The organism is Aeromicrobium sp. SORGH_AS_0981 (genome assembly GCF_031453195.1).
Classification (GTDB): Bacteria; Actinomycetota; Actinomycetes; order Propionibacteriales; family Nocardioidaceae; genus Aeromicrobium.
In genome coordinates this window covers 974,972-986,462 of the sequence record NZ_JAVIZD010000001.1, presented here as the reverse complement: position 1 = coordinate 986,462, position 11,491 = coordinate 974,972, and the positions used below count along the sequence as shown (strand labels likewise).

Annotated in this window: 10 protein-coding genes and 1 pseudogene; 4 read left to right on the top strand and 7 right to left on the bottom strand. The window is 72.9% G+C overall.

Features of this window, described 5'->3' with window-relative positions; genetic code table 11:
• The first annotated feature begins 20 nt into the window (after positions 1-20).
• Positions 21-1,476, top strand: a pseudogene (locus tag QE370_RS05055) (NAD-dependent succinate-semialdehyde dehydrogenase).
• Between the two features lie 15 nt (positions 1,477-1,491).
• Here QE370_RS05055 and QE370_RS05050 read toward each other — a convergent pair.
• The 3 genes from QE370_RS05050 to QE370_RS05040 are packed head-to-tail and all read right to left on the bottom strand — an operon-like array spanning position 1,492 to position 4,609.
• Positions 1,492-2,292: an alpha/beta hydrolase gene (locus QE370_RS05050; protein WP_309633662.1), complete on the bottom strand. Its 801-nt coding sequence runs from the start codon at positions 2,290-2,292 to the stop codon at positions 1,492-1,494.
• Between the two features lie 53 nt (positions 2,293-2,345).
• Positions 2,346-4,307, bottom strand: coding sequence for an ABC transporter ATP-binding protein (locus QE370_RS05045; protein ID WP_309633661.1), 1,962 nt, complete (start codon positions 4,305-4,307; stop codon positions 2,346-2,348).
• Positions 4,307-4,609 carry a YbaY family lipoprotein gene (locus QE370_RS05040; protein WP_309633660.1) on the bottom strand — a complete coding sequence of 101 codons (303 nt, stop codon included), beginning with the start codon at positions 4,607-4,609 and terminating at the stop codon, positions 4,307-4,309. The genes QE370_RS05045 and QE370_RS05040 overlap by 1 nt, the downstream gene beginning before the upstream one ends.
• 73 nt (positions 4,610-4,682) lie before the next feature.
• Between QE370_RS05040 and QE370_RS05035 the strand changes: the two genes are divergently transcribed.
• Positions 4,683-5,660 (top strand): NAD-dependent epimerase/dehydratase family protein, encoded by a 978-nt coding sequence (locus QE370_RS05035; RefSeq protein WP_309633659.1) that lies wholly within the window; start codon positions 4,683-4,685, stop codon positions 5,658-5,660.
• Between the two features lie 4 nt (positions 5,661-5,664).
• On the opposite strand, the gene QE370_RS05030 is transcribed toward QE370_RS05035, so the two are convergent.
• Positions 5,665-6,501 (bottom strand): SDR family oxidoreductase, encoded by an 837-nt coding sequence (locus QE370_RS05030; RefSeq protein WP_309633658.1) that lies wholly within the window; start codon positions 6,499-6,501, stop codon positions 5,665-5,667.
• Positions 6,502-6,568: 67 nt separating this feature from the next.
• Positions 6,569-7,513, bottom strand: coding sequence for a TauD/TfdA family dioxygenase (locus tag QE370_RS05025; RefSeq protein ID WP_309633657.1), 945 nt, complete (start codon positions 7,511-7,513; stop codon positions 6,569-6,571).
• A gap of 130 nt (positions 7,514-7,643) precedes the next feature.
• On the opposite strand from QE370_RS05025, the gene QE370_RS05020 reads away from it, so the two are divergent.
• A complete protein-coding gene (locus QE370_RS05020; protein WP_309633656.1) occupies positions 7,644-8,642 on the top strand; it encodes an LD-carboxypeptidase in 999 nt (332 codons plus the stop codon).
• A gap of 45 nt (positions 8,643-8,687) precedes the next feature.
• On the top strand, positions 8,688-8,912 hold the full coding sequence (locus tag QE370_RS05015) for a phosphopantetheine-binding protein (protein ID WP_253023105.1): 225 nt from the start codon (positions 8,688-8,690) through the stop codon (positions 8,910-8,912).
• Positions 8,913-8,935: 23 nt separating this feature from the next.
• Here the strand turns inward: QE370_RS05015 and QE370_RS05010 are convergent, their stop codons facing one another.
• Positions 8,936-10,135 (bottom strand): MFS transporter, encoded by a 1,200-nt coding sequence (locus QE370_RS05010; protein WP_309633655.1) that lies wholly within the window; start codon positions 10,133-10,135, stop codon positions 8,936-8,938.
• Entirely contained in the window at positions 10,132-11,418 is a 1,287-nt protein-coding gene (locus tag QE370_RS18150; RefSeq protein ID WP_396127830.1) for a condensation domain-containing protein, read from the bottom strand. Before QE370_RS18150 ends, QE370_RS05010 begins: the two co-directional genes overlap by 4 nt.
• Positions 11,419-11,491: the final 73 nt, after the last annotated feature.

Below are 11,491 nucleotides of genomic sequence, written 5' to 3'. Positions count from 1 at the left end.
GTCCGTCGTAGCCTCGGGACATGACCTCCTCCGCACTGCCCGACGTCCCCACCCAGCTCTTCATCGGCGGCTCCTGGCGCGACGCGAGCGGCGGTGCGACCTTCGCGGTCGAGAACCCCGCGGACGGCTCGACGCTGGTGGAGGTCGCGAACGGGACCGTCGCGGACGGCAAGGCGGCCATCGACGCAGCCGTCGCCGCGCAGCCCGACTGGGCCAAGGTGCCGCCGCGCGACCGCGGCGAGATCCTGCGCTCGGCGTTCGAGACGGTCGTCGACCGTGCCGACGAGCTCGCCACGATCATGACGCTCGAGATGGGCAAGCCGCTCAGCGAGAGCCAGGCCGAGATCACCTACGGCGCCGAGTTCCTGCGCTGGTTCTCCGAGGAGGCCGTCCGCGTGTCGGGCCGCTACTCCGTCGCCCCGAACGGCGCTACACGCTCTGCTCACCCTGAAGCAGCCCGTCGGACCGTGCCTCATGATCACGCCCTGGAACTTCCCGCTCGCGATGGGCACCCGCAAGATCGCGCCTGCCATCGCCGCCGGCTGCACGATGGTCGTGAAGCCCGCCGGACTCACCCCGCTCACCATGCTGTGGCTGGCGAAGGTGCTGGAGGAGTCGGGCGTGCCCGAGGGCGTGCTCAACGTCGTCACGACGAAGAGCACGGGCGAGGTGATGGAGCCGATCATCCGCGACCCGCGGCTGCGCAAGCTCACCTTCACCGGCTCCACCGAGGTCGGGCGCTCCCTCGTCGAGCAGAGCGCTGAAGGCCTGCTGCGGGTGTCGATGGAGCTGGGTGGCAACGCGCCCTTCCTCGTCTTCGCCGACGCCGACGTCGACGCGGCGGTCGAGGGCGCGATGCTCGCGAAGATGCGCAACATCGGTGAGGCGTGCACGGCCGCCAACCGGTTCATCGTCCACGCCGACGTCGCCGAGGAGTTCTCCTCCAAGCTCGCCGAGAAGATGGGCGCCCTGAAGATCGGCCCCGGCCTGGAGGACGGCGTGAAGGTCGGCCCGCTGGTGGAGGAGAAGCAGCGCGACAAGGTGGCCGAGCTCGTCGACGACGCCGTCGAGAAGGGCGCCACCGTGGTCACCGGCGGCGAGGTGCCTGAGGGTCCCGGCTGGTTCTACCCGCCGACCGTCCTCACCGACGTGCCGCTGTCGGCGAAGGTGTCCACCGAGGAGATCTTCGGCCCGGTCGCGCCGGTCTTCACGTTCACCGACGACGACGACGCGATCCGCATGGCGAACGACACCGAGTACGGCCTCGTCGCGTACGCCTTCACCACCGACTACGCCCGTGCGGTGAAGGTCTACGAGGGTCTCGAGACCGGGATGGTCGGGATGAACCAGGGCATCGTGTCGAACCCGGCCGCCCCCTTCGGCGGCGTCAAGGCGTCAGGCTTCGGCCGCGAGGGCGGCGCCGAGGGCATCGAGGAGTACCTCGAGACGAAGTACGTGGGCCTCGGCGGGCTCTGACCGCAGCTTGACCGCTCACGCCGCGTCGTGGTGCGCTGCGTGACGGTCGACGCGCGCGAGCCAGTCCCGGACGAGGGCGCCCGTGACACCGGGCTGCTCGAGGTGGACGTTGTGGCCCGCCGTGTCGAGGACCGCGTAGGTGCCGCGTGGGTAGTGGTCGCGCAGGGTGAGCGCGTCCTCGTAGCCGACCACGTCGTCCTGGCGTCCAAGGACGTGCAGGGTGGGTGCGGCGAAGGGCTCCGGGTGCGCCACCTCGGGGACCATGGGGAGGGCGTACGCCGACGCGATGCGCTCCAGGGCGCCCGGGTCCGCGCCGCGCAGGCCGGGGAGGACGTACTCCTCGAACGACTCCAGCGAACGATCGTCCTGCACGACGCTCACCGCCGCAAAGTCGTCGCGTGCGTCGCCGGCGCGCTCGAGGACCGCGTCGTCGCGGTGCAGGACCGTGCGTGGCGGGACGTCGCGTGCAGCGTGGTCCGGTTGGACCAGCCCGGCGACGGTGGCCAGACCGAGGACCCGGTCTCGACGCTCGTGCGCGAGCCACCGCGCGATCATCCCCCCGAAGGAGTTCCCAATCACGGCGAACGGCTCGGTGCCGAGATGCTCCTCGACCTCGGCCAGGACGCCCTCGGCCACGTCCTGCGCGCTCGAGGCGGCCGCGTCGTGCACGCCCTCCGCCCATGGCAGGTCGACGTACACGCGGCGCCAGGACACGTCGCTCACCATGGACTCGAGCGGGAGCATGATCCGGTGGTCCACCCCGAAGCCATGCAGCACGACGAGGGGGCGACCCGTCCCTTCGACTCGAGCGATCACGCGACGACGGTAGCGCTGCCCTCCGACGGAAGCCGCCCGCCAGGGAAGGCGGGTCACACGCTGACGTCGGCCCGACGCTCGTCGACGCGCCGCGGGCCCCGGCCCGACTGGAACTGCTCGACGTAGAGCCGGGCGTAGAGGCCGCCGGCGGCCAGCAGCTCGTCGTGCGTGCCCTGCTCGACGACCCGCCCGTCCTCGACGCCGAAGATCACGTCGGCGTCGTGGATGGTCGACAGGCGGTGGGCGATGGCGATGGTCGTGCGGTTGGCGCGGGCGCGTTCGAGCGCCTGCTGCACGAGCCGCTCGGTCTCCGTGTCGAGCGCCGACGTGGCCTCGTCGAGGATGAGGATGCGGGGGTCGGCGAGCAGCACGCGGGCGATCGCGAGCCGCTGCTTCTCGCCGCCGGACAGCCGGTACCCGCGCTCGCCGGTGACGGTCTCGTACCCGTCGGCGAAGCTGAGGATCCGGTCGTGGATGTTGGCGTCGCGGGCGGCCTGCTCGATCTCCTCGGCACTCGCGTCGGGTCGGGCGTAGGCGAGGTTGTCGCGGATGGTGCCGTGGAACAGGTACGGCTCCTGCGTGACCATGCCGACGGCGCCGGTGACAGTGTCGAGGGTCAGGTCGCGCACGTCGTGCCCGTCGATCAGCACGGCACCGCGCGTGACGTCGTAGAAGCGCGGCACGAGGTAGGTGGCGGTCGTCTTGCCCGACCCCGACGGCCCGACGATGGCCGCCAGCTGGCCCGGCTCGACGCGCAGCGACACGTCGCGCAGCGCCCAGGCGTCGTCGGACACGGGAGCGGCGACGCCGTCGGGCCGGTCGATGCGCACGGTCGAGTCGCCGAACCGGTCACCGGTGCGGCCCCCGCTGAGCGAGCGCGGCTCGGGGTAGCGGAACCAGACGCCGCGCATCTCGACCTCGCCCCGGACGGCGGGCAGCGCGACCGCGCCCGGCTTCTCGACCACGGCGGGCTGGAGGTCGAGGTACTCGAAGATGCGGCGGAACAGGGCGAGCGACGTCTGCACGTCGAGCGTCACGCGCATCAGCTGCAGCAGCGGCATCTGGAGCCGGGCCTGGAGGGTCGTGAACGCGACGAGCGTCCCGGCGGTGAGCGTGTCGGCCCCACCGGGCAGGCTGCCGGTGATCATCAGCCCGGCCAACAGGTAGATGAGGGCCGGCGTGATCGCGAAGAACGTCTGGACCGTCGCGAAGAACGTGCGGCCGGTCATCGCCTGCGCCACCTGCAGACGCGCCTGCTCCCGGTTGGCCTCGCGGTAGCGCTCCGTCTCGGACTCGGCGCGACCGAACACCTTCGACAGCAGGATGCCCGAGACGCTCAGCGACTCCTCGGTGATCGCCGTCATCTCCGACAGCGACTCCTGCGTGCGGCGCGCGAGCTTCTGGCGACGGCGACCGACCCGCAGCTGGATGGCGATGAACGCGGGCATGAGCACGAGGGTCAGGACCGTCAGCTGCCACGACAGCAGCACCATCGAGACCACGGCCGCGACGACCGTGACCGTGTTCTGCAGGATCGTCGTCGCGGTGTCGGTCAGCACCGTCCGGACCCCGGCGACGTCGTTGGCGAGCCGCGACTGGATGGCACCGGTCTTCGTGGCCGTGAAGAAGGCCAGCTCCATCGTCTGCAGGTGCGCGAACAGCTGGCTGCGCAGGTCGGCCATGGCGGAGTTCCCGATCGTGGCGGTGAGCCAGTTCTGCCCGACGGAGATCAGGGCGGTCACGACGGGGATGAGGCACATGAGACCGACGAGCCGCCCGAGCAGGCCGAGGTCGGCGGGGCTCCCGTCGGTGGGGAAGAGCGCCTGGTCGAACACGGCGCGGGTGAGGAACGGGATGACCGACGTCAGCGCCGCGCCGGCAACGACGGCGACGCAGACGAGCACCAGCTGCCGGCGGTAGGGGCGCAGCAGGGAGGCGATGCGTCCGAGCACGGGGCTGTCCGCGGCGGCGACCTCCTCCCGCGACAGGTGCGTGACCTGGGCACCCCGCGGCATCAGGCGTCGACTCGCGACAGCTGCAGCTCCTCGCGCACCGTGACCAGCTCGGGGGTGCCCCACACGCCGACGTCGGTGCGCAGCATCGCCCAGAGACGCAGCGTGTCGGCGTCGGGGACGAGCGCCGCGTCGACGGACAGCTCGAACGGCGTGGGGCCGTCGCCGGCGACGCTGGCGGAGGCGGCCAGCACCTCGCCGTCGGGCGAGACGAGCTTGACCGTGAGCACGCCGCCGTCGGGCAGCGCGACCTTCTCGCGGATCGAGGCGGTCCCGGTGACGGAGAGGGTGCTGATGGAGGCCATGCCCTGAGCCTAGGCCGTCAGCCCTCGGTGAACACCTCTGGCGAGTCGGCGCCGGGCCTGCTCAGGTGGAGGCATGGGACGGTGGCTGGTGCTCGGCGGGACGGCATGGCTCGGCCGCGAGGTCGCGCGGAGCGCGCTGGAGCGGGGGCACGACGTCACGTGCCTGGCGCGCGGCGAGAGCGGCGAGGTCGTCGACGGCTCGCGCTGGGTGCGCGCCGACCGCGACGCTGCCGACGCCTACGACCAGGTGGCCGGCCCGTGGGACGCCGTCGTCGACGTCGCCCGCCAGCCGGGACACGTCCGGACCGCCCTGTCGGCGCTGGCTGCGACGAGCGCCCACTGGACGTTCGTCTCCACCGCCAACGTCTACGCGGACCTGTCGGGACCGCTGCACGAGGACGATCCGCTGCGCGAGCCGGTGACGACGGACGAGGTGGACGCCGAGCTGTACGGGGAGGGCAAGGTCGCGTGCGAGCAGGCGGTCCTCGAGCACGCTGCTCCGCTGGTGCTGCGGTCGGGCCTGCTGGCCGGCCCGGGCGACCCGTCCGACCGGTTCGGCTACTGGCCGGCCCGGTTCGCCCGGGCCGACACGGGCGACGTGCTGGTGCCCGACCCGCCGGGAGCGCGGTGCCAGGTGGCCGACGTGCGCGACGTCGCGACGTTCGTGGTGAATGCGGCCGAACGTGGCGTCACGGGTGTCCTGAACGTCGCCGGAGAGGGCGTCGCGCTGGGCGAGGCGCTGCTCCGGGTCGCGCAGAGCGTCGGGTTTCCCGGACGGCTCGTGCCCGTCGGCCCGGATCGGCTGGAGGCGCTCGACGTGCGGCCGTGGTCGGGCGGGCGGTCGCTGCCGCTCTGGCTGCCCGACGGCTACGGCGGCATGACGCGGATCGACACCGCCCGGGCGGAGGCTGCCGGGCTGGTCCGACGTCCGCTCGAGGAGACGGCTGCCGACGTGCTCGCCGACGAGCGCGCACGAGGTCTGGACCGACCCCGCCTGGCGGGCCTGACGCGCGAGGAGGAGCTGGCGGTCCTGGCCGCCGCGACGGCGTGACGCGTCAGCGAGACGCGGTGAGGGCCTCGGCGAGCGAGAGGGCCGGCCGCCCCAGCAGGCGCGGGACGTCGTCGCTGACGGCGGCGAGCTCGCCGTCGCGGATCGCGGTGTAGGTGCTCACCCACGCGTCCACCTGCCAGTCGGGGGCGCCGTAGTGCGCGCGACTGGCGCGGGCCTCCTCGAGCGTCTCGTCGTGGAAGCGGTGCGGTCGGCCGGTGACCTCGGTCAGGACGGTGGCGATCTCCGCGAGCGTCAACGCCTCGGGCCCGGTGAGTTCGTAGGCGCGGTCCGCGTGGTCGTCGGGGTGGAGCAGCACCTCCGCGGCCACGGCGGCGACGTCGCGCTGCGAGACCGCCGCGACCCGTCCCTCGCCAGCGGGGCCGCGGATCACGCCGTCCTCGTCGGCGAAGTGCGGGAACACCTCCGCGTAGAAGCTGTCGCGCAGGAACGTCCACGCGAGTCCGGCGTCGCGCAGCAGGTCCTCGGTGGCGCCGTGGTCGCGGCCCAGCGTGAACGTGCTGTCGGCCGACGCGCCCACGAACGACGTGTAGACGACGTGCCCGACCCCGGCCTCGACGGCAGCCTCGACGACGGAGCGGTGGTCGGCCATCCGGTCGGCGCTCTCGTGCCCGGAGACGAAGAAAAGGGCGTCGACGCCGGCCAGCGCCTCCCCGAGCGCCGGCCCCTCGTCGTACGCGCACTGCCACACCGGCAGCCCCAGGTCGGGTGCGCGGCTCGGGTCGCGGACGAGCAGGCGGGCCTCGGCCCCGGCCTTGGCGAGGTGGCGGGCGACGAGCCCGCCGACGGTCCCGGTGGCGCCGGTGACGGCGATGGTGGTCATGCCCGGTGCAACGACACGAGCCCGGCCCGATGTTCCGCGCCGGGGACGGACGCAGGGCGACGGCACGTCACGCTCTCGTCCTCACGTTGACGCGCTTGAGCCAGCGGTCCGTCCCGTCGAAGCGCGGCGTGAACGAGCGCCGACCGTGCACCGCGACCGCGTTGTCGACGAAGGCGATGTCGCCGGGGGCGAGGGGGAGGTCCTGGAGGTTGGCGTCGAGGACCTCGACGAGGTCGTCGAGCGCGCGGGCCGCCTCCGGGTCGTCGGCGACGGCGTCGGTGAAGTCGCGGTCGACGCGGATCCTGCGTGCGTCGGACGGGTCGACCAGCCAGGTGCGCGCCAGGTCGTCCGGGTGGACGTCGTGGGCGTCGTCGGGCCGCAGCAGGAAACGTGGCTGCTGGAGCACCTCGACGACGTCCGCCGACAGCTGCGCGGGGTCGAGGAAGGACACCGTGGTGGCGCCGCCGGTCGCCGCGCGCAGGCAGAAGAGGCCGACGAAGTCCGCGCGCTGCTCGAAGTAGGCGTCCTCGGTGTGCCAGGCCAGCTCGGCGCGGCTCGACGAGCTCACGAGCGAGTCCTCCTGCCCCGGTGAGGGCACGACGTCGGTGACGACGCGACCGTCCTGCTGCGAGGCCCAGCCGAACGACTCGCCGAGGAGGTCGGCGACGAGCAGCAGCACGCACGCGTGGACGACGGAGCCCGCCGTCTGGGCCTCGCGCCAGTGCTGCGGCGTGGGCTCGAGACGCTCCGCGAGCAGCGGCGCGCCGGAGACGACGCAGGCGTGGGGGAGGCGACGCTCGCGCACCTGCGCGACCTCGGCGACCAGCCGGGCCGGCAGCCGGCCTGCAGCCTCGCCGAGCAGGCGCGTCGGCAGGGGCGACCGCCCCCCGACGAAGGCGGGAGCCAGCTCGGTCGCGAGCCTCGCGACCTGGTGTCGCTCCTGCTCCGACAGCTCGATCCGCTCGATGCTCGCGCGCTCCATCGTGGTGTGCTCGCGGACGTGGTCGTTCATGATCCCCCGATCGTCGTGGCGTCCCGGTGCGCACGCGGCGAGGAGGAGACGCCTCCGCGATCTAAGGTAGTCGAGTCCACTCCACACTCGGGGGCGTCAGGTGGGCGCGTCCTGGCAGAAGGGTCGCTCCGTGGTCGATGAGATCGTCCGACCGCCACGACCTCGTCGCGGCGACCTGGTCCGCGTGGTGAGCCCGTCGTTGCCGTCGCTGGCCTACTCCCGCGGTGTCGTGGACGTGCCCGTGGCGCGTCTGGCCGCCATGGGTCTGCGGTGCGACTTCGCGCCGAACGCGTTCGAGATCTCCGACGACGGCCGGTCGGCGGGGACGGCGGCCCAGCGCGCGGAGGACCTGCACGGCGCGTTCCTCGACCCGGACGTCAGCGTCGTGATGAGTGCCGTCGGCGGCCTGGCCAGCCACGAGCTGCTGCCCCACCTCGACGCCGACCTGCTGCGCAGCCACCCGACGGCGTTCGTCGGACGCAGCGACAACACCTTCCTCAACGCCTTCCTCTACTCACGGGCCGGGCTGACGTCGTTCACCGGCGCCTCCTTCGTGACGCAGTTCGGGGAGTCCGACGTCCCGCCGGAGACGTCGCGATCCGTCGAGGACGTGCTGCTGGGGTCGGGGCCGCTGCGGCTGGAGAGCTCACCCGTGCGCACGCAGAACTCCGTGCCGGCCAGCTACGCGGGCGAGGTCCACCGGTGGTCGGGGGGACGCGCCGGCACGGACGTCTGGCTGCAGCACGGCAGGAGTGCCGGTCGCCTGCTCGGCGCGGAGGCGGGCATCCTCGCCGACCTGCTCGAGGCGGGTCTGCTCGACGTGACCGGCTCGGTGCTCTGGCTCGACGTGGTCGACGACGGGCCCGAGTACGCCGAGGAGGTGCTGGACCGGTTGTGGCCGCTGCTGGAGGGCGTGCCGGTGGCGGCGCTGCTGGTGGCGGACAACCCCTCGCTCCCGTTCGAGGACTGGACCACGCAGATCGGCGCGCGGCTTCGGGAGGGTGGGCCGCGGGTGAATGGACCGGTCATGGTCGGTGGCGACCTGGGGCACTACCAGCCCGCGTGGCTGCTGCCGTACGGTGAGGTCGTCGTCGTGGACGCCGCTCGCGGCATCACGATCGACCGATGACGCACCAGGTCGCGGTGCGCGACGCTGGAGAGATCGGGGGCAGCGGTGGACACCGAGGTGCAGGAGACGGTCCTGACGGTCGTGCGTGACGTGCTCGGACGAGCCGACGTCGGCCTCGACGACGACTTCTTCGAGGCGGGAGGATCGTCGCTGCTCGTCGTGGAGGCGATCGGTCGCCTGCGTGAGCTCGGGGTCGCCGTCCCGGCGCGGGTGTTCGTGGAGAGCACGCGGCTGCTCGACGTCGCGGAGGCCGCGCGGCCGACGGCCTGAGCCGATGCCCCGGCGCGGGCCGTTCAGGACTCCTGCGGGTCCTCGACCACGGCGAAGCTCCTCCGAGCGCCGGCCACCAGGACGGCGCCGAGGACGAAGAACCCGGCCGCCACCGCGAACGGCGCGGTGTACCCGAGGTAGCGGGCGAGGAGCCCGCCCAGGGCGGCACCCGCAGCGAGACCGGCGATGCCGACGAAGCGTCCCACTGCCCCGACCCGGCCCATCATGTCGGTCGGTGTGATCTTCTGGCGCACCGTCACCGCCATGACGTTCCAGACGACGGAGTGCGCGATGTAGGTGGCGAGCGCGAGGCCGACGACCCAGACCTGGTCGACGACAGCGATGACGGCGAAGGACGCGGCGCCGACGAGCAACGCCCCGATGGTCGTGGTGCAGTAGCCCAGGCGACGTCTCAACGGCGCCGCCACCAGGCTGCCGAGGAGTCCGCCGACGGCCGAGACCGACAGCAGGAGCCCGTAGCCCTCCGGACGGAGCCCGAGCACCTCCTTCGCGTACAGCACGAGGTAGGAGAACGGGATCATGTACCCGACGCAGGCGAGGCCGCCGACGATGACGAGGGTCCTCACCAGCTCGTGGCGCCACGCCCACCGGGTGCCGTCGGAGATCTGCTGCGTGAACCTGCGGTGCTCCTGCGGGGGCGGGAGGGTGTAGTGCCCGCGCAGGCTCAGGTAGGCCAGGCCTGCCAGGGTGAACGCGACGGCGTTCAGCAGCGACGGCGCGAAGGCGGCGAGCCCGAAGAGGAATCCGCCGAGCGGCGGCCCGACGAACTCGTCGATGACGACCTGGGTCCCGGTGATCTGGGAGTTGGCGCGGTCCAGACCCGCTGCCGGAACGGCCTGCGGAAGGATGGCGACGGCGGCGCTGTCGGCGAGCGTCTCGACGACACCCATCAGCGCGTAGACGACGTAGAGCGCGACCATCGAGACGTGGCCGCTCACGACGAGCATCGTGAGGGCCGCGAAGAGCACGCCTCGCGAGAAGCTCGCTGCCTGGAGCAGGCGACGCCGGTCGACGCGGTCCACGAGGACACCGATCCCCAGCACCGAGAGCAGCCGGGGGACGGTGTAGGCGACCGACAGCGCCGAGATCTCGAGGGGATCCTGGGTGAGGGTCACGGCGAGCAGCGGCAGGGCCACGAACGTGACGCCGTCGGCGAGGTTCGACGAGGCGTTGCCGGTCCAGATCTTGCGGTAGTCGCTCATGCGTCCTGTCCTGCTGTGGCGAGCGTCGTCGAGACGGTCGCGTGGGGGTCGAGCGCGGCTGCGAGGAGGACCCGACGGTAGGTGTCGACGAGCTGCGCGACGTCCTCGTCCGTGAGGGCGTCCGCGGCACGCTCGACGACGAGGCGTGCGCCGTCGTCACTGGTGTCCAGCGTGACGAAGAGGTCGAACTTGGACGTGTCCTGAGGTGCCGTGACGGGGGTGACCCGGAGACCGTCGAGCGTCAGCGGGGTCCCCGCGCCGTGGTCGTGCGCGAACAGCACCTGCACGAGCGGGTTGGTGCCCGGTCGACGTTCCGGCGCCGCGGCGTCGACGAGCGAGGCCAGCGGCACCGGCGCGCTCGTCACGTCGAGCACCTGGCGGGCGTGTGCCAGGGCGAGGTCGATGATCGCCGGGTCGTCCGCTGCGTGGACGCGCAGGACGGCGGTCTCGACGAACATGCCGACGACGCGCTCCAGGCTGGGGTCGTCGCGCCCGTTGGCCGGCGTGCCGAGGAGGAGGTCGCGTCCACCCGTGAGGGACATGAGCGTGAGGGCCTGGACCAGGGAGCCGACGACGAAGACGGTGCTGTCGGCACGACGGGCCAGCGTCGTCAGGGCCCGCGCCGCGTCGGCGCCGAGGTCGTGCTCGCTGGCACGGCCCACGAAGGCACGGCGGGCGGGGCGATCGAGCGATCCGACGTGCAGCACGGTCGGCGCGCCGTCGAGGGCGTCGGCACGACGTCGCACGAGGTCGGCGAGCTCGGTCGGGTCCCAGGACCTGGTGGTCACGGAGTGTCCTTCGTGCCGGCGGACGTCCGCGAGCACCGCGACGGCGTCCCTGCGGCACCGGGCGTAGAGCTCGGCGAGGTCCTCGGCCACGACGCCGAGGGACCAGCCGTCGGCGACGAGGTGGTGGACCTTCAGCGCGAGAGCGTTGTTCCTGGTGTCGCGTGGCCACAGCTCCGCGACGAACAGCGGCTGTCCGCCGTGCACGTCGAGCGGTGCGTCGGCGAAGGACCGGAACCGCTCCTGCAGGTCGCTCGGGCCGAGCGGCTCGCCCCGCCGCAGCGGGGTCGGTGGCCCGGGTCGGGTGGCCGGCGGCATGGCGGCGGGGTCGATCCGGTGCCGCAGCAGCGGATGGCGCCACTGCAGGGCCTCGACGGCCGCCGCGAGCGCGTGCTCGTCGAGCGGCCCCTCGAGCTGCCAGGCCAGGGGTATGACGTAGGCGGCGCCGACGTCCTGGGCCGCCTCGACCCACCAGAGGGACTGCTGGGCGGGTGACAGGACGACGGGGTCCTGGGAAAGGCACCGTGCGGATGGCCGGCCCCGAGGCCGGCCTCGGTCGGGCCCGGACGTG